Here is a 24,313-nt window from a genome sequence, read left to right as displayed (position 1 = left end):
GTCTGAGTTGCTGCACGCGCCGGTTTTGCGCTTCAACCCACCTTCATTTAGTGCTATTTTTCTGCGATCGTTCTTCAGGAAAGCTTTTATGTCTCTCGACGTCTACACGCTTTTTATTTGCGAACTCTTTGTGCTGGGCTTTATGAGCATCATTATGCTGTTTGCCTGGGCGGGTTCGCAGTACGATCGCGTGTTGGGCTTTACTACCGTGGCGCTGATCGCCACCCTGCTGGCGATGATGCTCAGCAGCCTGCGCAGTACCGGCCATCATTTTTTGCCGATTGCGGTAGGCAACGTCATTCTCTATTTTGGTTACGGCATGCTGGTCAACGCCTTTCGCACCTTTCGCGGCCTGCCGCTGGGCATCAACTGGCTGACGGGTGCGCTACTCTGGGCAATACTCTGCCTGTTTCCCCAGTTCTACTTCTCGCTACCCAAGCGCGTTATCGTTACCTGCCTGCTGTGCATCATCTTTACCGCCGTGTTAATCCGTCTGCTTTACGGCGCACGCACGCTGTTGCCAGCCACCTACTGGCCGGCGCAGCTGCTGCTGGTCATTCACCTTGGCTTCCACGTTGCCCGGCTGTTTCTTGATGCCGGTCGGCCCAATATGCTGCATGGCGCTATCGGCGGCACCCAGTTCACCGTCTGGATCATGCTGGAATCGATGCTGTTTGTCATGGGGCTGACCTTTACCATTCTGGCGATGGTCAATGAACGCTCGCGTCTGATCTATCAACAGGCTTCCCTGCTCGATCCGCTCACCGGTATTGCTAATCGCCGTGCGCTGTTTGCCGAAGGCAACAAGCTGGCCGACTGGTGTCGACGACATCGTCAGCAGCTAACGGTGGTACTGTTCGATCTCGACCATTTTAAAAGCATCAATGATCGTTTTGGCCATCATCAGGGCGATCGCGTGCTGCTCGATTTTTGTCGCGTGGTCAGTCAGGCACTCCCACCGCAGGCGCAGTTTGCCCGGCTGGGCGGCGAGGAGTTTGCCGCCGTACTCAGCCTGAATGAACAGGAGGGGAAAAACTGGTGTGAGCAGGTGCGTCGGGCAGTGCATGCTTCAGCGCCCGAACAGGTAATCTATACCACCAGCATCGGCATGACCGCGGTGGCGCCAACCCGCATTCAGGATATCGAAAGTTTGTTGGTGGCGGCAGACGAAGCGCTTTATCACGCAAAAACCAGCGGGCGTAACCGGGTAGAGGTTTTCACACCGCTGGCAGAAAAGAGCGAACTGGCTAATCAGTTATGAGGATGACGACTGGCAGAACGACGACGGCAGCGGTCATCACAGTTACGTAACCAGTAATAGTGGTCACTAACCTTTTCACGCCCGCCTACGCTGGCGCCTACCAGCCACAACAACGCGCCGATAAAAATGCCGAAAATCGCCGCCTGCGCCATAAACGCCGGCAAATTAATTTCTGGCAGCTGGTTAAGCACGGAATAGAGTACCCCGCCGACCATGGTTAGTAGACCCAATCCCATCAGTACGTTTCCTAACCTGTGCGCACTTTTACGTTTCATGCTGCACCTCCTGTTAATACGCCTGCTCAGCACATATTGCTAAACTGTCATAAGTTTAGTTAATGGATTAAACACTGGCTGTGTGAAAGATCACAGTTCGTCAATCGCTCTGACAAAATTTTACCTTTAAGCTGCTGATAGTGCTTCAAAAATGAATTATCACGCTATGCAACTACTACGCTGCGCACTTTTTTGAGTTATGGCGCAGCACCAGGTAAACTAGCGCCCTTTCTACGGTGACAGGAACCGGTCCGTGAGCACAATTAAACTGATAGTTGGCCTGGCCAACCCCGGCGCGGAATATGCCGCGACGCGCCACAACGCAGGCGCCTGGTTTGTCGACCTGCTGGCCCAGCGACATAATCAGTCGCTGAAAGAAGAAGGGAAATTTTTTGGCTATACCGCCCGCCTTGCGCTGGCCGGTGAAGATGTGCGCCTGTTGGTGCCGACCACCTTTATGAACCTCAGCGGTAAAGCGGTGGCCGCGATGGCAACGTTTTATCGCATCACACCGGAAGAGATTCTGGTGGCGCACGATGAGCTGGATTTACCGCCCGGCGTTGCCAAATTCAAACAGGGCGGCGGCCACGGCGGCCATAACGGCCTGAAGGACATTATTAGCCGTCTCGGCAACAATAATAATTTTCATCGTCTGCGGGTAGGCATCGGCCATCCGGGCGATCGCAACAAGGTCACCGGCTTTGTGCTCGGCAAACCGCCAGCCAGCGAGCAGAAGCTGATTGATGATGCGGTGGATGAAGCGGTACGCTGCACCGAACTGTGGCTGAAGGAAGATCGTTTAAAAGCGATGAACCGCCTGCACGCCTTTAAAGCGGGCGCCTGAGCACCATAAACCGGTGATTCGCCCCCTTCCGGACGCTATTACGTGTATAATGCCGGGAAATTTCTATTATTCCGATTAAGGTATTGATAAATACCTTAATTATCAAGATATTAAGGTGATATAAATATGGGATTCAAATGCGGTATCGTGGGCCTGCCGAACGTCGGTAAATCCACCCTGTTCAATGCGCTGACCAAAGCCGGCATCGAAGCAGCCAACTTCCCGTTCTGTACCATTGAACCCAACACCGGCGTGGTGCCGATGCCCGATCCGCGTCTGGATCAGCTGGCTGAGATCGTCAAGCCGCAGCGCATTATCCCCACCACCATGGAATTTGTTGATATCGCTGGCCTGGTAAAAGGCGCCTCCAAAGGTGAAGGCCTGGGCAACCAGTTTCTGACTAACATTCGAGAGACCGAGGCGATTGGTCACGTGGTGCGTTGCTTCGAGAATGACAACATCATTCACGTTAACAACAAGGTCGATCCGGCCGACGATATTGACGTTATCAACACCGAGCTGGCGCTGTCCGATCTCGATACCTGTGAACGCGCTCTGCATCGCGTGCAGAAGAAAGCCAAAGGCGGCGACAAAGACGCGAAAGCAGAACAGGCGGCGCTGGAGAAATGCCTGCCGCACCTGTCCAACGCTGGCATGCTGCGCTCGCTGGATCTTACTGAAGAAGATAAAGCGGCTATCCGTTATCTGAGCTTCCTGACCCTGAAGCCAACCATGTACATCGCCAACGTCAATGAAGATGGCTTTGAAAATAACCCTTACCTCGACCAGGTGCGTGCAATCGCGGAAAAAGAGGGTTCAGTGGTGGTTGCGGTGTGTGCCGCAGTGGAATCGGATATCGCCGAGCTGGAAGATGAAGACCGCGCTGAATTTATGGCGGAACTGGGTCTGGAAGAGCCGGGCCTGAACCGCGTGATCCGTGCCGGTTATGAGCTGCTGCGTCTGCAAACTTACTTCACCGCGGGCGTGAAAGAAGTGCGCGCCTGGACCATTCCGGTGGGCGCCACCGCGCCGCAGGCCGCCGGTAAAATTCATACCGATTTTGAAAAAGGCTTTATTCGCGCACAGACCATCGCCTTTGAAGATTTCGTGGCTTATAAAGGTGAACAGGGCGCGAAAGAAGCGGGCAAGATGCGTTCAGAAGGCAAAGATTACATCGTTAAAGATGGCGACGTAATGAACTTCCTGTTCAACGTCTAAACTCTGCTTATTCATGAGCGCGGATTCACGCTCATGAAGAGTCATAAGTCCGATAAAATCCACGCCATGGCGTGGATTTTCTTTTTACAGGTTCTCGCTTTATTTAGAGCGGCACGGCTAACCACCAACAATGTAGTTAAGCCTGATGCCGGTACAACGGCGGTACCCACGTTAAACAAGCACTCGCGGCTGTGGATTTACCCTCGCCAGCCAATCCAGCAGACCCACATTGAGTAAACCGCCCTCTTATCTCTCCGCTTCTCCCTGCTTACAGTTGACCTAACCTGCCCTGACTGTCACTCCTGTTATTCAGCCTCCGTCAGCAAAGCATAACCGGCGATCAGCTGCTTCAGGTGCATCTCCAGCTGCGCTCTGGCCGCAGCAGGTAAAGGCTGCTCCGTCGGATAGTGCGATAAAACACGCAGTTGCTCTTCCGCCGGTATCGAATGGTTAAATGACTGGATGGCGGAAAATACCACCGACTTCAGTTCGCTGACCGTGATGTATTTGCCCTTACGCTCATCCAGCTGACTCAGGCGATCGCTCAGCGTCTGTAGCGTCGTCATTCCCTGATGCCATCCTTCCAAACTTTCAATGGGCAACGCCATGGCATTACGCTGCTGTTGCCACTCCACGGCCAGTACATCGGCCTGCTGCGGCCACAAAATCTGCGCCTGTTCGAGTAATTGACGACTGTGATTAATCGTCCAGTGCGGAGGTAACTGATGCAGACGCATAAGCTGTTGCCGCGTCTGGGCAATAAAGGGCTGCGGTGGAGTAGATTGTTGACGTATTCCGTCCCGTTGCGCGGCATTAAGCGTTACCGGCAAAGGCGCCAGCGATGCGGCAAGCTGGTCGCGCAGCGGATCGCTGCGACTTGACAGCTGCCAGCTCCACACCGACAGTGTGCCGACCACCAGCATAACGCCCATCCCGGCGACAAAGCTTTTCCAGCGTTTCACCGGCTCCGGTATGACCGACGTGACCTCCGCATTTGGCGGGTGTTCCGGCTGCGTCACATACACCCATTTAATCGTCGTGGCGGCTTGAGCGTCATCAGGTAAGGCCCTGTTCTCCGTGGCGGCCAATACCTCACTGGATTGAATGGCTATACCCGGACCAGAGGTGTTATCAGCGTTTTCCAACCGCTTAGCGCGCCTGTTCATCAGAGCACGCAATGACTCAAACTGGCTAATCTGCCTGAGATCAGAATGCTTGCTGATACGCACAAGCCGCTGTTCAACAAGATAAAGCTGGCTAAGATCGCTATGGCTAAGCGGCAACAGGCGCATGAACGAATGCAAACGCTGACTCAGCCCGTGGAGAATATCCACCCGGGCATGTACTGGCTGCGGCCATAGCGTTTTCCATTGAGAACTTATCAGTGCCTCCAGCAGGGAGACGCCTTCATTCAGACCAGACAGTCCCGCCAGCCGCGTCCGAACCAGCGTGTACCAGGCTGCCGTCTGTAATTCCACACCGTTTTGCTCAAATAGCGCAAGACAGTGTTTTTCAGCTTCACGCCAGTTCACATCCGGACGCGCCGGATGTATCAGTTTGAGCATTTCATCGCGCAGGGCTCCATAATCCGGCAGCATGCGCGGATCGCCGCCGGTTTTTATTTGACGGGCAGTAAAGTCATTCATAACTGAATATCCATTTAACAGGATGACGGGAAAGCGGTGAATTATTTATTCCGCGGCACGCTCTGTTGGTTCAGCGCCTGCCTGTGCCGCAAGACGACAGCTTAACTGCTCTGTGTGCTGAATTAATTAGCAGCAGACAAAGGAGTTAAGTAATCTGGCCGCATGACATCTCAGCATGAAATATATTCCGGCTGACTTAAGAGGCGGTTAATACATCATTAATTGCAGGGAGTCAGCGTTTCTATTACCGGCTGGAAAATTACGTAATGGTAAATAAGCCATTAAGGTTTCAGGCAGATTATTATCAGACGTTGAACTGTGTTTTTTGCACGGTGTGGACAAAGTCAGGACACCCTATAACGCATTTTGATGAATAACCTGCTGCTGTTTCAGGTAGCGGATCAGGACTTTGCCTTCCGGCATAAATTCAGTGCCGTAGCGCACCAGGCCGATGCCTTTCAGCTCGGCATCGATAGCGTAACGCAGCTCGCCGGGAATAACCTGCCGCAGCATGTCGACCCTGATGCTGTTAAGGCGTGGCTCGTATTGGAGCAGCACATCAGAAAGCGTGGTAATCAACTGGTGTGCGGTGCCAGGCATCCCTTGCAGAATTTTCGTCATATCTGGCAGTCCATAATTGTGCAGATGCGCCAGCGTACCGGCACGGCAATTGAGGATACGCTGCATATTGTCGAGCACCGAGAGGATCACCTGGTTCTCCTCGCTAACGTGATGCAGATCCAGCCCGCCACTAAAATTGCCATACAGGATTTCATACAGCGAGGGAGAACGATGTGCATAAGGCATTCTTTATCCTTAATCGGTTATAAACGGGGGGGTGTTAAGCAGATTATTCAATACCCGCATACTGTTTTAAGCATTCCACTCACTCTTTATTTTCATGAGAGCAAGCTGTATATGCTGATGATGCTCAGCGCTGATGCGCGCGCTTTCGCGAGCAGCGTTCAGAACGGGCTGCTTACTGAATGGCAGCATATTGCCGGGCGACAGTATTTCAGTCTTCCCGCTGGCAAGTTCGCGCACCTTGTGGGCTTCCGTTATACCGCCCTGTACCACACGCGATTCAACGATATATTCAGCAGATCCTGAAACCTGTCGGGCTCCCATAACCTGCCCGTTGAGATAAATCAGCCGTGTTTGCTTGCTGGCTTTATCACCGCAATAGATCATGCGATAGCGAAAGTAGCCGCTCCAGGGTTCACGTCCGCCCAGCGTGCTTTGCATAAACCAGGCGCGTGAATCGTGTATATGCTCGTCAAACAGTGCCAATACCTGCGCTTCCGGCTCTTTGCGGGTGTTGGTGCCCAGCCTGTCGCTGAACAGGCGCCCAAAGTAATAGTCACCCTCTTTGCGCATCTGCTCATACTCATTGTTTTCATCATCCCCATTGAGCAGATAGACCGGGTGTTTCAACACGCCATCCAGCGCCACCTGAATAACTCTCTCTGCCGGGCTGCCATTGATATCGCGAAACCAGTTGCGATAGTCGTGCTCAAACTCGCGAGCGCCCTCACGCAGCTGATACTGCCCGGTGGTGGGCTCATAATCGGGCGGCCCCGGCGTAATGCTGTCCTGCCAGTTTGGGCGATCGCGACGCACGTTCTTAAGCGCATGACGAAACTTTTTGAGCGCCATATCGTAGTTGTTCTTGTCTTCCTCCAGCGCGACTGCATCCTTTTGTGGGGCATTAAGGTAGAACGGTTGTGTCAACAGGCTGTTATGCGCGTAGCGGCCGATACGCCAGGCGGTCATCCAGGCCATTTGCCGAATAATTGCATTTTCCAGGGTGCAGGTAAGTTGCAAAGGTTGATAGCCGTACTGTTCAGCAGTGGCGATATCTGCCTGCGATGCCGCCCCATCGAGCAGGGTTAATGTGCGCCAGGCGTTAAAGCGGTTGATTATTACAGGCGCCACAGCAAACTCAGTGATTGAATCTTGTGACATTTCTCGTAACGGCTGGATTGTCTGAATCAGCGGTGTCACCCTGTCAGGCCGCACTGCCAAAGGTGCACCGGCGTCAAACGCGGCGGCGTAAAGATCATGTAATACAATCTGCGACAGCATTTCACCTACGCTACCGCGGGATTTTCCCTGTTCACCCGGCGGATAACCGCCGCCGACGTCAGAGTGCACACCAGGATAAACAACCTCTGATGTACCTGCGGGGTAATGGCCTTCCGGGCGTCGCACCGAGTCCAGCGGAAAGCTCAACCGCTGTTCATGAGCGGCAATAAAGTGATGACAGCACTTAATCAGGCCAGGGAAACGGCTGGCTAGCGGCAGCTGCTGAGTGCCGCTGGCCCAGCTCATATGCCCGTCAAAACCCGGTACCAGACGTGCAATGCCCACCGAGGGCACGGTATCCAGCAGGCCGAGAAATTCAATGCTGAGCGGCAGACCGAGCAGCGAAAGATCCACATTGTTGCTGACTGGATCGACACACAGCTCCGACAGCCAGCTGGCAAAAGCACGAGCTTCCGCCGCGCCGCGCGAAAAGCCATAGATAAACAGCTTAAGGGCGATGGGCTGCGGCCGTGCCTGTAACACTCTGGCTCGCAGTGGTTGCAGCAAGGTATCAATCGCACGGCGTCGATTCGCCTCACCGCTCAGCGGCCAGTGCGCGCGCATGGCAACGATCTGCTCTCGCGCCACGCTGTCACTTAGCCCCATACGCGTTGGCGTAATAGCAATCATCAGCGCATCGACCAACCGCAGCATCGCCCAGTTAATCCGGTCCTCTCCGCCCAGGGCATACTTCAGGCCATCGCTGCTATAAGCAAACTCATTAATTTTCGGAAATGGTGTGCCCACCCCAGGCATGTAGTAACGAAAGTATCCGCTATCAGCGCGTTCATAGGTGGCATGAAACAGCCTGGCAATATTAGTGGGATGCGGCGGCCTGGCAATATTGGTATCGTTTTCGTCATTGTTGCCGGTGCCGTCAAAAAAAAGGCTGATATGCAGGCTATGGCAACAGGGCGGCATGAGCCGTTTTCCTGCCTGCTTCATTAATTTATTGCTGAACTGCCTTTCTTCAAGCGTCTGCTTACGATAGTTTGCCGTAATCTGCTCCGGGGTCAGGAAAAGCCGCCCATTTTCAGGAAATTCAGGGGGAGCCCGGCAGGGTAGCGCGCGATTTATTTCGGACATTGCGCGGGCTCCTTCATATCCAGGGGCTCTTTAATCGGATAGTTTGGCGTGCCGTAGCCGTCACAGATTGTTGTGACCTTAATCTCATTGCAGGGCAGGAAATGCACCTTAATACCGCAGCGCTCTTCGCCATATTCAGGAATATCCACTACCGCACTGTGCTTCCGGAAACTGGCTTTTACTTCCTTTTTCCATTTCAAATATTCCTCCCAATGCTTATAACCCGGAAATTGAGATGCGGTTTTGGGATCGACCTCCCACTCCACGCGCGCTTTGAATCCCGGCGACCATTTATCCGGCAGCAGGATGCAGCAGGTATTCCCTCTTACGCCTCCCCCATAACCGTTAACCGTGAAACGATTTATTCCCTGGCTGGTATGGTTATAGCCGCGAACGTCTCCCGCGGTATAGCCATTACCTCCGGCTTGGGAACAACCTGAAATGAATAAAACTAAAAAAACAGATAACATTCCGTGCGTAAAAAACTTTTTCTGGATTGTTTGTAATCGTCTGTTTTCACAAAATTCAGCAGGTTTCCGGGAGGGCAACAGGAGATTTATTTCGGACATTGCGCGGGCTCCTTCATATCCAGGGGCTCTTTAATCGGATAGTTTGGCGTGCCGTAGCCGTCACAGATTGTTGTGACCTTAATCTCATTGCAGGGCAGGAAATGCACCTTAATACCGCAGCGCTCTTCGCCATATTCAGGAATATCCACTACCGCACTGTGCTTCCGGAAACTGGCTTTTACTTCCTTTTTCCATTTCAAATATTCCTCCCAATGCTTATAACCCGGAAATTGAGATGCGGTTTTGGGATCGACCTCCCACTCCACGCGCGCTTTGAATCCCGGCGACCATTTATCCGGCAGCAGGATGCAGCAGGTATTCCCTCTTACGCCTCCCCCATAACCGTTAACCGTGAAACGATTTATTCCCTGGCTGGTATGGTTATAGCCGCGAACGTCTCCCGCGGTATAGCCATTACCTCCGGCTTGGGAACAACCTGAAATGAATAAAACTAAAAAAACAGATAACATTCCGTGCGTAAAAAACTTTTTCTGGATTGTTTGTAATCGTCTGTTTTCACAAAATTCAGCAGGTTTCCGGGAGGGCAACAGGAGATTTATTTCGGACATTGCGCGGGCTCCTTCATATCCAGGGGCTCTTTAATCGGATAGTTTGGCGTGCCGTAGCCGTCACAGATTGTTGTGACCTTAATCTCATTGCAGGGCAGGAAATGCACCTTAATACCGCAGCGCTCTTCGCCATATTCAGGAATATCCACTACCGCACTGTGCTTCCGGAAACTGGCTTTTACTTCCTTTTTCCATTTCAAATATTCCTCCCAATGCTTATAACCCGGAAATTGAGATGCGGTTTTGGGATCGACCTCCCACTCCACGCGCGCTTTGAATCCCGGCGACCATTTATCCGGCAGCAGGATGCAGCAATATCCGCCCCCCTCACCGTAAGCCCCCATATTAGGCCCACCAAAACCATTAACATTCATCGAATTAATGACGTATGGCATATGGTTAATTCCACGGATATCTCCCGCGGTATAGCCATTACCTGCGGTCTGGGAACAACCTGAAATGAATAAAACTAAAAGAACAGATAACATTCCGTGCGTAAAAAACTTTTTCTGGATTGTTTGTAATCGTCTGTTTTCACAAAATTCAGCAGGTTTCCGGGAGGGCAACAGGAGATTTATTTCGGACATTGCGCGGGCTCCTTCATATCCAGGGGCTCTTTAATCGGATAGTTTGGCGTGCCGTAGCCGTCACAGATTGTTGTGACCTTAATCTCATTGCAGGGCAGGAAATGCACCTTAATACCGCAGCGCTCTTCGCCATATTCAGGAATATCCACTACCGCACTGTGCTTCCGGAAACTGGCTTTTACTTCCTTTTTCCATTTCAAATATTCCTCCCAATGCTTATAACCCGGAAATTGAGATGCGGTTTTGGGATCGACCTCCCACTCCACGCGCGCTTTGAATCCCGGCGACCATTTATCCGGCAGCAGGATGCAGCAATATCCGCCCCCCTCACCGTAAGCCCCCATATTAGGCCCACCAAAACCATTAACATTCATCGAATTAATGACGTATGGCATATGGTTAATTCCACGGATATCTCCCGCGGTATAGCCATTACCTGCGGTCTGGGAACAACCTGAAATGAATAAAACTAAAAGAACAGATAACATTCCGTGCGTAAAAAACTTTTTCTGGATTGTTTGTAATCGTCTGTTTTCACAAAATTCAGCAGGTTTCCGGGAGGGCAACAGGAGATTTATTTCGGACATTGCGCGGGCTCCTTCATATCCAGGGGCTCTTTAATCGGATAGTTTGGCGTGCCGTAGCCGTCACAGATTGTTGTGACCTTAATCTCATTGCAGGGCAGGAAATGCACCTTAATACCGCAGCGCTCTTCGCCATATTCAGGAATATCCACTACCGCACTGTGCTTCCGGAAACTGGCTTTTACTTCCTTTTTCCATTTCAAATATTCCTCCCAATGCTTATAACCCGGAAATTGAGATGCGGTTTTGGGATCGACCTCCCACTCCACGCGCGCTTTGAATCCCGGCGACCATTTATCCGGCAGCAGGATGCAGCAATATCCGCCCCCCTCACCGTAAGCCCCCATATTAGGCCCACCAAAACCATTAACATTCATCGAATTAATGACGTATGGCGTATGGTTAATTCCACGGATATCTCCCGCGGTATAGCCATTACCTCCAACCTGCGAACAACCTGAAACCAATACAACCAAAGGTATTAATAATATCCATTTACGCATATGAGCATTCCTGATGAGTAGACTCTTTATATTCGTCATATTTAACGTTGCATCTGGGCGGGCGGCGTTCATCCGAATGGCTTACCGGTGTAAGCTCGCAGAGATTCACCCTCATGCCGCAGCGAAAAATATTTTGGCTATAAGCACGCGGCTTATTATTGATATTACTGACAGGGGCAAAAATCCGCGTGCGTCGGGCATCACTTATCCTTGAGTGGGAGCAGGATCACGCTGTTGTCATCTGCTTGCAGCACACGGGCCCGATCAGGGTCGAGCGCTTCGCGATCCAGCACCTGCTGCCAGCTATTGTTGGTCAGGTCCGGATGACGGAACAGCGCCACCACGGCGACAAACTGTGCGTGTGGCTCCATCGGCATAGTGAGGTTTATCGCACCGCCCGGCGTCAGCACGGCATCACGGCTGGCCAGCAGATCCTTACCCAGCAGCCGATCGCCATCGGTAGCCAGCTGTTGATAAACCAGCGTGTCGAAGGTTTTACGATCCTTCAGCTGATAAACGCGGATGACCACGGACTGCGAGCGGGTGTGATTTTCACGCGTGTCGGTATTCAGTGCTTCGCGCGCAGTGAAATCAAGCTGCAGCAGGGTAATCTTTTTATAAAAAATGGACGATACCGCCGAACGGGTGGTGTCAGTGACGCTCTGCGTCAGCCCGCAGCCGCTGAGGCTGATCGCCAGCAAAGGCAGCAGCCAGCGGGTGGGTTTAGTCAAACTGGTAATGAACACGCTGATTTCCTTGTCCCTGTAGGCTGGGTTGCAGGCCGCAATAGCTGCCAAGCTCGGTGGTAAACGTTCGCGGAATATCATCGGGAAGCGTTTTGCCCTCCACACCAAGCACGCCGCTCATTCCCAGCCAGAACGGCGCGTCGCCGAGAGGCACCACCGGCAGCAGCGCCGTGCTGACCGTCAGCCGAATTTTCGCTTTAAAGCGCCAGCCGAGATAGACGCGCAGCATTACCAGGAAGTCTTGATACAGCTGGCCATCCGGCTTCCAGCCCTGCGCTTCGCGCTCACACCCGGTTATTAATTCAATCAGTAGCTGACTGCTGGTATCCATGACTTCATCGCCCAGCGGCGTATTGCCATCCAATAGAAAATCCCGCTCGCCGTAAAAAGCGAGTGGCTGGCTGATGTTAATCGGGCGCAGGCAATACGGGCTGACTCGCGCCTGCGTCTCCGGTGCCAGCAGGCGCACGATGGCCTGTACGCCCTCCTGCGTTTTTGCCGGCTGGCGTAATACACCGAGCAGCGCCAGAAAACGCGAAACTGGCGTGGCGATATAGCTGGCGGTACCGGGAATCCCCAGGCCAACTAATCCGAGCAGCGACTGGGAAATGCTGTCCGTTCCGCCACTCTCAAAGGTGGCCGGATAAGAGTACTTACGCCAGATGCGGTAGAACTGCGTCAGGATGCGATGGCTGAAGATATCGAGGAAATCCTGCAACGCCTCATGTCCCTCTCGTCGCTGGCTGATGTCGTCGAGATAGGCGGTCGGCAGCGGAGAATCCACCCCGTAAACGCCCATAAAAGTGGTACGTACTTTGGGCGCTGCACCGGCATCATCCTCACTGTATTCCACGCTTTTCAGTTCACTGGCCGGAAAGCCCATGCCCGGCCACGGGCTGAAGCGCACCGCATCATCCTGCGGATGGCTGGAGCTGCCGAGCAATGGCCGGCCCGGGTGCTGTTTTTCCAGCAGCTGACAGAAGCGGTAGAAGTTCATCCGCGTCAAATCGGCTTCCATCCGCGGGCTTAGCCGGGGATACGGCGGTTGTGTTTCTCTTGCCATTCCAGGCGCTCTCCGGTGGGTTGCAGAATAATAATCAGGCGGTTAAACAGATAGATATCGGTATAAAGGGCGAAAAAGTGGCTGAGCATCTCACCAAACAGGCAGATATCTCCGTGCCCGGCAAATCCCTGACTGTCGAGCGTCACCTCAATCTGTACGCCGCGCAGCAGGAAGCCCTGCTCAAAACGCTCGCTTTCACTGTGGCTGACGGCGACTATCGCCTCCAGACGGCGGCGGTTCATCTCGCTGCCGGTCCACTCATACAGCGCCAGCGTGCCGCGCAGTACTTCGGCGTTGTCCATCATCGACAGGAAGTTACTGCCGAGATGACTCAGCACGCGCCAGTGAAAGCGGTCACGATCGGGCGGATAACAGGGCAGCGTTGGCGCACAAAGATTGCGCACCCCGACGCGGGTCGAACTGGTGATTATCGCGGTATCCAATACCGTGCTTTGCAGGGCGCGGCGCGGCAACTGGCCATTGGTGCCAGTGAGGGTCAGCGACAGGCTTTCATCATCGGGTACGCTGTGATTATCAAAGGCTTCACCGCCCACAATAAGCCAGGTGTTATGCAGCCCCGAAGCGCCACGGCGCACGCGGGAATGGTAGTAATATTCCGGCGCGTCGTGGCGCATCATCCCGCCCTTATGGCGGAAGCTGGAAAAAGGCACCCAGGTCTGTTTGCCCGACGAGATTACCGAATCAACAGAATAAATTTCGGTATGCCCATCCTGTACACGCATCGGGCGCAGCAGGTATTCAGTCTGCAGGGCATTCAGCGTCAGCGGATCAGACTCCAGCGGAAAGAGGTTGATCACTGGCACGCAGTGCAGCCGCAGATGTCTTTCACTAAAGGTAAAGTCGTGCTCCCAGCGCTGCGCCAGCACAACGTCAATTTCAAACCACGGCAGTGAGGCGGGCAGCGCGATATTCTCCAGCCCACGCAGGCCGGTAAACATAAACTTTTCGCGGAAAGTGAAATATTCCAGCAGTAGCTGATAACCGCTGAAGCTGCTGTTACCCCTGGGCCACAGCCGATCCTCCTCACCAAATCCCAGCGCGGTAAAGCGCGCGTCCAGCGGGCGACGCTGCGCATCGCCGGGCAGGCGCAGCCAGATGCCTGCGGTCTGTAAGGTAAAAGCTTCATGCATGGCGCAGGCCAGCGGGGCGTCGGCATCAAAGTAAAACGGAATCAGGCTGAGGTCCGCCCGACTCCAGTCAGCCAGGCTGCTACAGGCAAAACGCAGACGCACCACCGATCGACCGTCTGGATCGGTAAAGAGCGCGGCCTGCTCCAGCGCCAGCGGCTGCAGGCTGATCTCCCGGGTGGTGGTGTAGCGGCAACGTGTCGCCTTATCGCCTGTTGGTCGGGAGAGGACTTCAGTGCCTTTCGCCAGCGCTATTTTCTCCTTCATTTCACGCCAGTCAGGGCTGAACGCCACCACCGACATCGACGGAATAGTGCGCAGATAGTGTGGCCACAGCAGTGTGACCAGCCCTTCCGTCAGTTCCGGCAGGTCGTCATCGAGCTTTTCGCGCAGGCGCCCCATCATAAAAGCAAAACCTTCGAACAGGCGCTCAACGTAAGGATCGCGGGCGCCCGATTTATCCAGATTAAGCAGTGCCGCGCGATCCGGATGCGCGCGGGCAAACTCTTCACCAGCTTCAAGCAGGTAGCGCATTTCTGCATCGTAATAACGCAGGGTTAAGTCATCCATAATAAAACCTGAGTAAGGAGAGTATTGGAGGGGGTAATTAACCGCAGAGAATGGCCGCGCGCGCCGGGTCGAGGCTGATTAAGCCACTCAGCAGCGCGTCCATCTCCGGTTGAATGTGGGTTTTGTCCGTTTCGCTGCGTGCGGCTTTGATGCGCAAAAGCTTAAGCCGTCGCGCCCGCACCTCAAACAGCAGCTCCGGCGACCAGTGCTGCAGCGTCAGGGTATGTGCGCCCTTTTCCAGCTCGCCGAGCAGATGGAACGCCAGATCATGCCGGGCGTACTGCTCCGCCACGCGCGCCATCAGCAGGCGCATCAGCCAGCAATCGCGCGCCGACATCATGTCCCGACGCGACTGCAACCAGCCGAACGCGGCTTCGATGCCGTCGCTGTCAACCCGTGCCAGCAGCTCGGGCTCCAGCAGCAGTACCTCTTCATCACTGCGCGCGGTCGACGTCACCGCCTGCGAGCCCCAGCCAACCGGATCATCCTTCACCTGCTGAGCTATCCAGTTCTGCGTAACCTCATCGGCAAAGGGCGTGCCGTCGTTGAACGCCAGCGATTCGAGCCCGGGCAGCCGCGACAACAGCCCTTTGACGCCACGGCAAAGAATATCGGCCCGCACCGTGTCACCGTCCAGTTTCCCCAGCGCCTGCCAGCTGTACCATTGCACATCCAGCCACAGATGATTAACGCCCTGGGCATAGAGGCTGTCAGCCTGCTCCAGCAATTCCATCCAGCTCTGCTGCAGGTGCAGGCGCTTGAGGTGAGCACGGTGATCCGGCTTCGGCGGCGCGAGGCGAGTCCGTCCGCTGGCATCAAGTGGCGGCAGTTCGGTCAGCGTGTCCCAACGTATGCTTTTCATCAGATGATGACCCGCCAGCCAGCCTCCGGGGCGATCGCGCAGATAGCCCGCCAGCATTTTCGCCTGGTCGAGCAGATCGCGGCCGGAGGTTACGGCATTCAGCGTGGCAGAAGGCGCCGCAGCAGACAGCGGATCATCGCGGCTGGTCTGCGGCACCAGGCTGCCCGCCCCACCGCTCTGAGCCAGTCGATTTTCCAGCGCCAGGCATAACCCGCCAAACTGCGGGCGGTGCGCTTCGGCAAGCGACTGCATTACCTGATCCACCAGCAGCAAGGCACCGGTGATACGCTGCATGGCGGCCATATCCACCTCCGGATAGCGCGACAGGCTGTCGAGTACGCGTCCGCTGCCAAGCCATTCCAGCGCAGATTTACGGCTGCGTTCACGTTGCGGATGCAGCTGCACGCCAAAGCGCTGCAGCATCGCGGCCAGCAGCTCCAGCCCTTCAGCCAGACCGGTCTCGCCGTCCTGATGCAGGCGTGCCCAGATGTAAAAAGTCACCACGCGCAGGTCTTTGCTGACTGCGGTCAGCAGCTTTTCGGCAAGCTGGCAGATCAGCGCGGTATCAATGCCTGAGAGCTTGTTCATCTCCTCACGCATGCGCTGGAAGTCATCGTCATAGCCAGGTTCATCGCCCTCGGGCCGAACATCGCTAAGCGGTAGCAGCCAGGCGTTCCAGACATCCGTCCGCGCCTGTGCCAGGCGCATTAGCGTGCCCGCTTCGGCATCACAGGCGATGACTAAGTTTTGCAGCGTGGTCATTCAACACCTCCTTCCGTGGCGGTAATACGATCGTTTTCCGTCAGTGCCAGCGCCTGTGCTGTCATCGCAGCATCAACGCTAAAAACTTCTGTCGGCAGCGTGAAATTACGCAGTTGCAGCAGCTGTAACGGGCCGCTGCCCAGTTGCGAGCGCAGCGCCCACTGCAACACGTTGCCGTCCGGGGCGGTGAAACTCATCATCCACTGGCTACGGTTATGCTGCTGACGCTTACTCTGCTCCAGCCAGCGGATCAGTCCCCAGCTACCGCTGTAGTCACCAAACAGCCTGGTTCCGGCGCTGGCGGTGCTCCAGGTCAGCATCGTGCCCGGCTTAAAGGTTTCGCCTGGCCAGCGGAAGGTCTGCCATTCTGCCATCTGGTTGAAATAGGTCTGCTGCTGGCCATCGATGGTCAACTGCGTCTGCACCACACCTGGCGTCGGTCGCGCCTGCAACTCAAAGCTGATGCCCTGGCTGCCATCGGTAAACAGTACATCTGACAGCTGGCTCAGCTGGTTGAGCGCCCTGATAAACGCCGGATTAAAAGTCAGCCCCTGGCCGTGAGTGCGATCCGGCACCCACTGGCTGCCCTCTTTGTGCAATACGCCGCTCAGTTCAGCGTTCAGGAAGCGCTCGACGCGCCCGCTATCCTTACGCAGAAATTCGGCCAACATCGGCAGCGAGGCATCGTTATTGCTGGCAGCAAACGGGTAGCGTCCGTCAAACGCGTCACGCCACGCGGCTACCACAGCGCGCGCCCACTTGTCATTGAGGCTGGCGGCAGAAGGTTGTAGCACCGTTTCCCAGGCCTGAGTCAGCGGTTGAACAAACATGGTCTGACCAAAACCGCTCCACTCTTCACCCAGGCTGGCGGCAATCAGGCTGCCATATTGCCGGGTGTCAGTCAGATCAACGCTTTTCCCCTGGAACACCGTCTGCGCCAGGGTCTGCATCATCTCCTGCGGGTCGGAACTGCCTGCCACCTGCTGCAGACGCAGGCGCACACGGGTGATGCGGATTAAATACGTTTGCAGACTCAGGCTGTCGTCGCCGGACAGGGCATTAACGACGTTGTTTCTGCCCATCAGCGTCAGCAGCGGCCCAAAAGTTTCGTCGAGTGGCCCCTTTGGTCCGGCCGCACTCTGGTCAATAACCGGCTTTTGACTGCTACCCACCAACGCCTTCGCCGACTGAATCAACGAGTCTGACAGCGCGTCCCCCCGCTGTCCGGTCTTACCCTGCCACGCCAGCGTGTTCATTAGCGCAATCAACGGCGACTGACGTACATCGCTCATCAGCGTTAGCTGGTCGGTCACATCGGCAATGTTATCGGTAGGGTTCAGACGCAAACTGCCGAGGAAATTTAGCCAGCTGCCGGCAAAGTCGGTGAAGTAGCGCTGCGTTAGCCGTTCCCTGAGCGCTTCCGGTGACAGGTCAGCGGAAACGCTGTGGCGACTGTCGCTCAGCACCCAGTCGATTTCATCGCGACGTGCGTTGGCTGCGGTCTCAATCGCCTGCTGCACGCCCTCTTCCCATGCCTGACGGGTGAACATGCCCGGCACCATCTCATCGGTGGTGAACAGACGGCGCGCGTCGGTGCCGCCGGTCATATCCTCCAGCGAGACGTCGGCTACGTTGCGGCGCACCGATCTGAGCATGTTCTGATACAGCGTGCTCTCGGCGTTGCGGCGGCCAATCTGCTGCAACAGCACCTGGCGGCTCTGACTTACCAGCGTGGCATCCGGCGTGATTTTCCACTGCGGCTGATGTGGCAGTTCGTCGATGTAAAACGCCCAGAGGTCCGGCGCCAGCCGCTGCCACAGGCCGGGCGAGAGACCTTCTCGGGTCGGCTGCACGCGCTGCATCACCTGCGCGTAAAAGGCGCCGTCACCCTTGTCCGGGTGCGCCATCATCAGCCACGCCTTGAGCTGATCGTAACCGGGCCTGGCGCGCTCTGCCCGCAGAGGACTGTTTGGCGGCAGCTCAATCAGTTCGCTCAGCCGCTGTTGCAGTGCGGCACTGGACGGATCGCGAATCAGGCGGGTATTCGCCACGCCGTACCAGGGCATCATCGCCTCAAGCAGCGGCGTATTGTGATCGAGGCCGAAGCGCTGATACCACGGCGTGCCGTACTGATGGCGATGCTTAAGCAGCCCGGCGTCATTGCGCAACGTATGCAGATCGGTGAGCTGGCGATCGGAGACCGCCGAATTCTGTATCAGCGCGCGGGCTTTTTCTGCCACGCTGACAATCTGCTGGTGATTAAGCACAAAAGAGAGCAGCAATCCCATGCCCCACAGGCCGATAACAGCGATCAGTCCGCAGGCCAGCGTCTGCCGCCACACCCTACCCACGCGTCGGCCGGTTATTCTGCGGCAGGCATTCACGATGCCATCCCAGCTGTCGGAGAGCATCAGCGCGTGGTCGTGGCTGACGGATTCCTGACTGCCGGAGGGCAGGCTGAACATCAGCCCGCGCAACGGAATGCGTTGATGGCTGATCAGCCAGCGGCTCAAACGCTGCTGCCACAGCTGGCCTTCGCCCTGCTGCAGCGCGCTGCCCAGCCGTAGCAAAAAGTCGTGCTCGCGCTGCTGCGTAATTTGCGCAATGCCCTGTTCGCGCAACTGTGGTGCCAGTCTATCGAGCTGCTGACCGACCTCTTCCGGCCGCGCACGTGGGGAAAACATCACGCCGACCGTCTGCTCCTCGCGCCCCTGTTGCGGCCAGTCACTGCCGCACAACTGCCACAGCCAGACCGGCGGCTGCCAGCGCAGAGCCTGCGCGATCTTCTCCAGGCTGCGCAGGCCGTTATCCTGCATCTGTAGGGTCAGCGGCGGGCTGTTTGCCAGCACCCAGACAATACCGTCAAGCGGCCTGCTGCGTCGTAACTTACTCAGCGCGGCAAGTTTATCGGCGTCCAGTTCCGCGCCCAGGCTGCCACCATCAATCAGCACGGTACGCTGTCCCTCCAGCCATTGCTGCTTTTGTAATCCGGGAAGCAGGGCCTCACGCGCCGCGTCATCACCAACGATCAACAGCAGCCGCACCTTGTAACGCCAGAACAGCTGATAGCGGGTACGAAGGTGTTTTTTTAGCGCGGTGATAGAGATCGGCGCGGCGTGGCTTTGGCGTGCGCCTCGCTTTTGCACTGGGGAGTGCTGCTTTACCCGGTTGAGGATCCACAGCTGCACCGTCAGAAATGCCAGCAAGATCAGGCATGTCAGTACCGTCCAGAGAATGCTGCAGACGATCAGCACTCCGCGGATGACCGGCCATTCCGCTGACGCGTTTTCAACAAAAAACCAGTATGCCAACCCGGCCAGCAGCATAATCAGGGTGATTGCAGCCACGACCAGCACACCGGTGAATGCCGCAGAGAGGCTTTTGGTTTGTTGACTGGCTTTATCCTTTTCCATAAGGCTTAACAATTCCAAGTGCGAGTGTGTGATGAGGATCGGCGGCCATCCAGCCGCAGGGTTGTTGATGCTCAAGGGCATGAAGTGCCGCCAGCGAGATCACGATCGGCATCTGCATGTTCCCCACATCACCCCAGTAAGCGTCCTGTAGATGATGCGTGACATTCCAGCCGGTCTCAGCCAGCTGGGGCTGCCCGGGATGCGAAAACAGCACGCAGGCATCCGGGATATCGTCAAGATCGCTCTGTTTTAGCGCGCGTTGGCAAACCTCATTAAGTGCCTCTCTATCCGCGGCAGAAAAAACTTCGCCGCGCGGCAGCACGACAGGACCCTCAACGGCTATCCGCCACAGCACCGCCGACTCGCCCGCGGGCAACGGGTGGTCAGAAGACGCAACGCAGACGTGGCATCCGGCCAGCAAAAACTGCTGGCTATTGTCCTCACCTAACTGCGCCGCCATGCGCGATAACGTCGCTTCGCCATGCCAGATTTCAGGTTGTGCAGGTAATTCGATCTCAGGAAAGCTGGTGTTCATCTGCGAACCAAATGCCTGCCAGGCGGCTTCACTGCCCAGCCAGAAAACGGCGGTAAACGCACCGGGAGGTTCATGCTGTTGTTTTTGCCATAACAGCACCAGCAAACGCGCCAACTGCTGCTCGCGTGCCGCGATGTCGTGGGAGAAGATGCAGCCGCTACGCAAAACCTTACCGCCAGATTCCTGATGCCCTTCTGGCGGACGGCGCTCACGGCTTAATACCTGATGCCAGTCAGCGGTTTCACTGCCGACAGGGCCAATCAGCACAACGTCACGCAGGGCCAGCGTACGTTGATGCGTTTCCCACCACAGCTGATGCTCTTGCTCCACCGCCTGCTGCCAGACAATGACGTTATGCAATGAGGCGCGGTAGTAAACCAGCTGGCACAGCCACAGGCCGCCGGTGATTGCCAAAGAGAAGAGCATTAGCGTGAAAATCATGCTGCCACTCTCATTTTTGCGTAACAGAACCCCGCTTCCCGCCGTCAGCAGCATGATCAATGCTCCTGCGGCAAGCCAGATTTTACCGGCGGGCGGGCTTGCGGTCTTCCAGACCGGAAACTCGGGGAAGGCTCTCATCGCACAGTACCACTGGCGGCACATGCATTAGCCACAAGGCAGATGCCGCGGTAGCGGTGCAGCGCCGCGGGCTGAGTAACAGGCGACCGCCGCTTGCTGACCTCGCAGCGGGTGGCCATACCCTGCTCGCTGTAGTTAATCCGACGCTTTTGTGCGGCAATCCCCTTCCAGCAGTTTTGAATCGCCCACACTTTGCCGCCGCACTTCCGTAGCATCTCGCCTTCGCGAATACTCTTCATCCATTTTCATCCTTGATTATGTGGTGATGGTCGACTGCGTTTTTTTCAGCCAGCCGGGCGGAATGGCCGCTTTCGCCAGCGCCAGCCGTTGCGCCGCGATCGCCACCTTTTGCTGTGCCACCACCTCGCCCGGCTTGCAGGTGAATGCCTTCAGCAGCGCCGCGCCCGGCAGCATCGGGATGGGTTTGCCGGAGAGCAGATCAACGGCCTGTGTCTCCAGCGAGATCGCGCCGAACATGCCCGCCGCGCCCAGCAGCCTGTCCCGGGAGTTATTCTGCCTGATGATAAACGCCACGCCGCCGGCCAGCGTGGCCGCGCCCACCACCGCCCCGGCGATCATCAGCGGCGACAGCAGTTTATTACTTTCCCTGCCGGAATAGACCATCCGATAACGGAAATAGCCGCCCCAGGGTTCGCGCGTACCCAGCGCGTTGTGCATGAACCAGGCGCGGGAATCGTGGACCTGGTCGTCAAACAACGCGCGCACCAGCCCGGCCGGCAGCCCGGCGTTGCTCTCCTCGCCCGCCGCCGGGAACAGCACGTCCAGATGCGTTTCAGCGGCGGTTTTCATCTTCAGCCACTCGCCGTACTCGTTGTCGGTATTAAGCAGGTAAAGGGTGCTTTGTAGCCCCCCGATGGCCGGATAAAACCATTCGCCCTGCGTTTCCCGGGCGACGCCATGATAATCCTGACGAAACTCTTCTGCCGCCTCGCGCAGCTGGGTTTGCCCGAGGGCGGCGTCGAAATCTTTAGGGCCCTGCGGCAGCAGCCTGAACTCGCCTCTTTTCATTCCGGCCGCTATTTTTTTGCGTGCGTCGTTCACACTTTTTTGCTGCGCATCTCGCTGGTTTTCATCGGCTTGCCGTAAGGCGGCGTCGGTGTGCTTATCCCGGCCGCTGGCGGCGGCATCGACATAAAAGCGCCGGGTTTTATAACTGCCATTCGCATAACGGCCAATGCGCCACGCGGTAATCCAGGCCATCTGTTCGTCGATGGCCTTTTCCAGGCTGACGCGGACGTCAACCGGGGTAAAGGTGGCGGCCTGCTCATCGCTGATGGCATCTGCTGATGGGGGGAGATTCAGCGTCAGGGTGCGCCAGGCGTTGAAACGGATGGCCAAAGCAGAATCAATATAAAATTGATTAATAAGGTTTTCAGGAAAAATTCGCCATCTATCTTTTTGAAGGGCTTCGGGAAGAGCTTCAGGAGTCACCTTGAGCGGTGCACCAGCGTCAAAGGCCGCTGCGTACATATCATGCAGGGCAATCTGCGACAACAGCAGGCCATCACCGTGCCCGCCGGCCTTGCCCTGGTCGCCCGGCGGGTAGCCGCCGCCGAGGTCCGAGTGCATGCCCGGATAGATCACCTCCTTGCTGTTGGCCGGAAAGGTGCCATCGGTGCGGCGTAGCGAGTCAAGGGGAAAGCACAGGCGCTGCTCGTGAGAGGAAACCAGATGGACGCAGCGCTTAATCAGCCCGCCGTACGCCTTTTCTTCCGGCAGCTCCTGGGTATCATCCGCCCAGCCCATGTGCCCCTCGGCAACCGGGGCGATATGCGCCACGCCTACCGACGCCACGGTATCCAGCAGGCCAAGAAACTCAACGCTGAGCGGGATTTTCACGTCGCCCGCTGTCAGGCACTGCTCAGGCTTCTCATTTTTGTCCGCAGGCGCGGGCAACAACTCGCTCAGCCAGTTCACAAAGGCGCGCGCGGCGGCGGCACCGCGTGAAAAACCGTAGACGTAGAGCCTGATGCCCAGCAGCCGGACCCTGCCCGGTTCGGCCGGGTTAAGGGCGATACGCAGCGCTTTCGCCAGCTCCGCCTCCAGCAGCAGGCGCCGAAACTCCTTACGGCGGTTGCGGCCGCCGGTCAGGCCAAAGGCCGCCACTGAGGTGCCCATTGCCTGTACGGATTCCCAGCAGACGGCATCATCAAGCCTGTCCATTCCGCTGGTACGGCGCAAGGCATCGATAATGCGCAGCAGCCCCCAGTTGATCCGCTCTTCGCCGTGGCTGGCGGTCGCCAGGCCGACAGCGCTGAAGTCGAGATCGGACACCTCCGGGAATGGGGTGCCCACGCCGGGAATATAGTACTTGTAGTACTTGTTTCCGGCACTGCCCGGCAAGTCGGTCAGCTGCTGGTTTTTGCTGCCCAGCCCGCCCGCATGGCCCTGGCCGATGGCGGCCTGAAACAGGCGGGCGATGTTAGTGGGATGCTTCGGACTGGCAATGTTCAGGTCGTGATTAAGGTTATTGCCGGTGCCGTCAAAAAACAGGCTGATATGCAGAGTCTTGCAGCAGGGCGGCACCACCCGCCTTTTGGCAGCAAGGCACAATTCGTTGTGGAACCGCTGATCCTCACTGTCCTGCTTGCGGCAGTTTGCACTCACCAGCGCAGCCTGAGTAGGTAACCGGCCTAAGCGGGGAAATTCTGGCGGATACCAGACCAGATCGGTGATTATTTCGGGCATACCTTCGGCTCCTCCATCTCCAAAGGCTCTTTAATCGGGTGACGCGGGTTACCATAGTCGGCGCAGCTGGTGGTAACTTTCACCTGGTCACAGGGCAGAAAGTGTACGGTGATGCCGCAGGTTTTCTGCCCGGTGTAATCGGGAACAGGGACCGTCAGCGAATGCTGGCGGCTCAGCTTTTTCACTTTTTCCCACCAGGCGAGATATTCAGTATTGTATTTCCTGGCTACTGAATCGGCGGTTTTCGCATCCAGGTTATTCATACTGGGGCGCTTTGGTTTCGGTATTTCCGGGACATCGCTGGCAAAAGCGACCGAGGTTTCCCAGTCCACCCTGACCGTCATTCCCGGCTCCCATGTTGATGGCGCACCGAAACAACAGCCGCCACCGCCGCCCTGGAAGGGGCCGATAATATCGATGCCTGACTGGCCGTTAACACTGAACTGAATGGCCCATTTGGTATGGTTGATGGCCTCCAGGGTGCCACCGCCGCCGTGATATTCCGCATGCTGCTGACCACATCCGGCCAGCAGTAATATTGCGCCCAGTACGCCGGGTAGTTTTAATTTCATTGTTTTTCCTTTTTTTGGGGTTACGTTTTATTTCCTGAAATCATTTAACGGTGCCCGTTAATAACGGACACGGCTGAATGATCTTTCTATTTATGAACAGGTGGGAAGAATCATTATTCAGAATTTA

The 24,313-nt window shown here is 56.1% G+C and carries 21 protein-coding genes; 3 read left to right on the top strand and 18 right to left on the bottom strand.

The features are described from left to right. Positions 1–88: 88 nt before the first annotated feature. A complete protein-coding gene (locus tag ACJY2L_RS04755) occupies positions 89–1,261 on the top strand; it encodes a GGDEF domain-containing protein (protein ID WP_439211928.1) in 1,173 nt (390 codons plus the stop codon). Here ACJY2L_RS04755 and ychH read toward each other — a convergent pair. Beyond that, entirely contained in the window at positions 1,252–1,536 is a 285-nt protein-coding gene (ychH, locus tag ACJY2L_RS04750) for a stress-induced protein YchH (RefSeq protein WP_067430057.1), read from the bottom strand. The genes ACJY2L_RS04755 and ychH overlap by 10 nt on opposite strands. 253 nt (positions 1,537–1,789) lie before the next feature. On the opposite strand from ychH, the gene pth reads away from it, so the two are divergent. Both pth and ychF read left to right on the top strand, forming a co-directional pair. After that, positions 1,790–2,380: an aminoacyl-tRNA hydrolase gene (gene pth / locus ACJY2L_RS04745; RefSeq protein WP_067430050.1), complete on the top strand. Its 591-nt coding sequence runs from the start codon at positions 1,790–1,792 to the stop codon at positions 2,378–2,380. Between the two features lie 126 nt (positions 2,381–2,506). After that, entirely contained in the window at positions 2,507–3,598 is a 1,092-nt protein-coding gene (ychF, locus tag ACJY2L_RS04740; protein WP_067430048.1) for a redox-regulated ATPase YchF, read from the top strand. Between the two features lie 305 nt (positions 3,599–3,903). Here ychF and ACJY2L_RS04735 read toward each other — a convergent pair whose 3' ends face one another. From ACJY2L_RS04735 to ACJY2L_RS04655, 17 genes are all read right to left on the bottom strand, one after another. Beyond that, positions 3,904–5,244 (bottom strand): VasL domain-containing protein, encoded by a 1,341-nt coding sequence (locus ACJY2L_RS04735; RefSeq protein WP_439211927.1) that lies wholly within the window; start codon positions 5,242–5,244, stop codon positions 3,904–3,906. Between the two features lie 354 nt (positions 5,245–5,598). Continuing rightward, positions 5,599–6,051 carry a type VI secretion system baseplate subunit TssE gene (gene tssE / locus ACJY2L_RS04730; RefSeq protein WP_439211926.1) on the bottom strand — a complete coding sequence of 151 codons (453 nt, stop codon included), beginning with the start codon at positions 6,049–6,051 and terminating at the stop codon, positions 5,599–5,601. Positions 6,052–6,117: 66 nt separating this feature from the next. Beyond that, complete coding sequence (locus ACJY2L_RS04725; RefSeq protein WP_439351285.1) at positions 6,118–8,415, bottom strand: T6SS phospholipase effector Tle1-like catalytic domain-containing protein; 2,298 nt, start codon at positions 8,413–8,415, stop codon at positions 6,118–6,120. Next, positions 8,403–8,885: a DUF3304 domain-containing protein gene (locus ACJY2L_RS04720; RefSeq protein WP_439351286.1), complete on the bottom strand. Its 483-nt coding sequence runs from the start codon at positions 8,883–8,885 to the stop codon at positions 8,403–8,405. The genes ACJY2L_RS04725 and ACJY2L_RS04720 overlap by 13 nt, the downstream gene beginning before the upstream one ends. Before the next feature lie 86 nt (positions 8,886–8,971). Then, positions 8,972–9,454 (bottom strand): DUF3304 domain-containing protein, encoded by a 483-nt coding sequence (locus tag ACJY2L_RS04715; protein WP_439351286.1) that lies wholly within the window; start codon positions 9,452–9,454, stop codon positions 8,972–8,974. A gap of 86 nt (positions 9,455–9,540) precedes the next feature. After that, a complete protein-coding gene (locus ACJY2L_RS04710; protein ID WP_439351284.1) occupies positions 9,541–10,140 on the bottom strand; it encodes a DUF3304 domain-containing protein in 600 nt (199 codons plus the stop codon). Next, positions 10,128–10,727: a DUF3304 domain-containing protein gene (locus ACJY2L_RS04705; protein WP_439351284.1), complete on the bottom strand. Its 600-nt coding sequence runs from the start codon at positions 10,725–10,727 to the stop codon at positions 10,128–10,130. The genes ACJY2L_RS04710 and ACJY2L_RS04705 overlap by 13 nt, the downstream gene beginning before the upstream one ends. Next, entirely contained in the window at positions 10,715–11,227 is a 513-nt protein-coding gene (locus tag ACJY2L_RS04700; RefSeq protein WP_439351283.1) for a DUF3304 domain-containing protein, read from the bottom strand. Before ACJY2L_RS04700 ends, ACJY2L_RS04705 begins: the two co-directional genes overlap by 13 nt. A gap of 200 nt (positions 11,228–11,427) precedes the next feature. Further along, on the bottom strand, positions 11,428–11,973 hold the full coding sequence (gene tssJ, locus ACJY2L_RS04695) for a type VI secretion system lipoprotein TssJ (protein ID WP_439213082.1): 546 nt from the start codon (positions 11,971–11,973) through the stop codon (positions 11,428–11,430). Further along, positions 11,951–13,036 (bottom strand): type VI secretion system baseplate subunit TssG, encoded by a 1,086-nt coding sequence (gene tssG / locus ACJY2L_RS04690; protein ID WP_439213081.1) that lies wholly within the window; start codon positions 13,034–13,036, stop codon positions 11,951–11,953. The genes tssJ and tssG overlap by 23 nt, the downstream gene beginning before the upstream one ends. Next, positions 13,000–14,754 (bottom strand): type VI secretion system baseplate subunit TssF, encoded by a 1,755-nt coding sequence (gene tssF, locus ACJY2L_RS04685; protein ID WP_439213080.1) that lies wholly within the window; start codon positions 14,752–14,754, stop codon positions 13,000–13,002. The genes tssG and tssF overlap by 37 nt, the downstream gene beginning before the upstream one ends. A gap of 37 nt (positions 14,755–14,791) precedes the next feature. After that, positions 14,792–16,378 (bottom strand): type VI secretion system protein TssA, encoded by a 1,587-nt coding sequence (tssA, locus tag ACJY2L_RS04680; RefSeq protein ID WP_439213079.1) that lies wholly within the window; start codon positions 16,376–16,378, stop codon positions 14,792–14,794. Continuing rightward, positions 16,375–19,791 (bottom strand): ImcF-related family protein, encoded by a 3,417-nt coding sequence (locus ACJY2L_RS04675; RefSeq protein ID WP_439213078.1) that lies wholly within the window; start codon positions 19,789–19,791, stop codon positions 16,375–16,377. Before ACJY2L_RS04675 ends, tssA begins: the two co-directional genes overlap by 4 nt. Further along, positions 19,778–20,905 (bottom strand): hypothetical protein, encoded by a 1,128-nt coding sequence (locus ACJY2L_RS04670; protein WP_439213077.1) that lies wholly within the window; start codon positions 20,903–20,905, stop codon positions 19,778–19,780. Before ACJY2L_RS04670 ends, ACJY2L_RS04675 begins: the two co-directional genes overlap by 14 nt. After that, positions 20,902–21,144 (bottom strand): hypothetical protein, encoded by a 243-nt coding sequence (locus tag ACJY2L_RS04665; protein ID WP_439213076.1) that lies wholly within the window; start codon positions 21,142–21,144, stop codon positions 20,902–20,904. The genes ACJY2L_RS04670 and ACJY2L_RS04665 overlap by 4 nt, the downstream gene beginning before the upstream one ends. A 16-nt stretch (positions 21,145–21,160) precedes the next feature. Next, a complete protein-coding gene (locus tag ACJY2L_RS04660; protein WP_439213075.1) occupies positions 21,161–23,614 on the bottom strand; it encodes a T6SS phospholipase effector Tle1-like catalytic domain-containing protein in 2,454 nt (817 codons plus the stop codon). Further along, a complete protein-coding gene (locus tag ACJY2L_RS04655) occupies positions 23,602–24,186 on the bottom strand; it encodes a DUF3304 domain-containing protein (protein ID WP_439213074.1) in 585 nt (194 codons plus the stop codon). Before ACJY2L_RS04655 ends, ACJY2L_RS04660 begins: the two co-directional genes overlap by 13 nt. Positions 24,187–24,313: the final 127 nt, after the last annotated feature.

The sequence above is a fragment of the Duffyella sp. Ts4 genome (assembly GCF_051851875.1).
GTDB classification, from domain to species: domain Bacteria; phylum Pseudomonadota; class Gammaproteobacteria; order Enterobacterales; family Enterobacteriaceae; genus Duffyella; species Duffyella gerundensis.
The sequence above is the reverse complement of the archived record's forward strand: the minus strand, read 5'-3'. Positions and strand labels throughout refer to the sequence as shown.

Bases quoted from the DNA above. Each gene is read 5' to 3' on its own strand.
- ACJY2L_RS04755 (WP_439211928.1), top strand. From the start codon at position 89: ATGTCTCTCGACGTCTACACGCTTTTTATTTGCGAACTCTTTGTGCTG.
- ychH (WP_067430057.1), bottom strand. From the start codon at position 1,536: ATGAAACGTAAAAGTGCGCACAGGTTAGGAAACGTACTGATGGGATTG.
- ychF (WP_067430048.1), top strand. From the start codon at position 2,507: ATGGGATTCAAATGCGGTATCGTGGGCCTGCCGAACGTCGGTAAATCC.
- ACJY2L_RS04735 (WP_439211927.1), bottom strand. From the start codon at position 5,244: ATGAATGACTTTACTGCCCGTCAAATAAAAACCGGCGGCGATCCGCGC.
- tssE (WP_439211926.1), bottom strand. From the start codon at position 6,051: ATGCCTTATGCACATCGTTCTCCCTCGCTGTATGAAATCCTGTATGGC.
- ACJY2L_RS04725 (WP_439351285.1), bottom strand. From the start codon at position 8,415: ATGTCCGAAATAAATCGCGCGCTACCCTGCCGGGCTCCCCCTGAATTT.
- ACJY2L_RS04720 (WP_439351286.1), bottom strand. From the start codon at position 8,885: ATGTTATCTGTTTTTTTAGTTTTATTCATTTCAGGTTGTTCCCAAGCC.
- ACJY2L_RS04715 (WP_439351286.1), bottom strand. From the start codon at position 9,454: ATGTTATCTGTTTTTTTAGTTTTATTCATTTCAGGTTGTTCCCAAGCC.
- ACJY2L_RS04710 (WP_439351284.1), bottom strand. From the start codon at position 10,140: ATGTCCGAAATAAATCTCCTGTTGCCCTCCCGGAAACCTGCTGAATTT.
- ACJY2L_RS04705 (WP_439351284.1), bottom strand. From the start codon at position 10,727: ATGTCCGAAATAAATCTCCTGTTGCCCTCCCGGAAACCTGCTGAATTT.
- ACJY2L_RS04700 (WP_439351283.1), bottom strand. From the start codon at position 11,227: ATGCGTAAATGGATATTATTAATACCTTTGGTTGTATTGGTTTCAGGT.
- tssG (WP_439213081.1), bottom strand. From the start codon at position 13,036: ATGGCAAGAGAAACACAACCGCCGTATCCCCGGCTAAGCCCGCGGATG.
- tssF (WP_439213080.1), bottom strand. From the start codon at position 14,754: ATGGATGACTTAACCCTGCGTTATTACGATGCAGAAATGCGCTACCTG.
- tssA (WP_439213079.1), bottom strand. From the start codon at position 16,378: ATGACCACGCTGCAAAACTTAGTCATCGCCTGTGATGCCGAAGCGGGC.
- ACJY2L_RS04675 (WP_439213078.1), bottom strand. From the start codon at position 19,791: ATGGAAAAGGATAAAGCCAGTCAACAAACCAAAAGCCTCTCTGCGGCA.
- ACJY2L_RS04670 (WP_439213077.1), bottom strand. From the start codon at position 20,905: ATGAGAGCCTTCCCCGAGTTTCCGGTCTGGAAGACCGCAAGCCCGCCC.
- ACJY2L_RS04665 (WP_439213076.1), bottom strand. From the start codon at position 21,144: ATGAAGAGTATTCGCGAAGGCGAGATGCTACGGAAGTGCGGCGGCAAA.
- ACJY2L_RS04660 (WP_439213075.1), bottom strand. From the start codon at position 23,614: ATGCCCGAAATAATCACCGATCTGGTCTGGTATCCGCCAGAATTTCCC.
- ACJY2L_RS04655 (WP_439213074.1), bottom strand. From the start codon at position 24,186: ATGAAATTAAAACTACCCGGCGTACTGGGCGCAATATTACTGCTGGCC.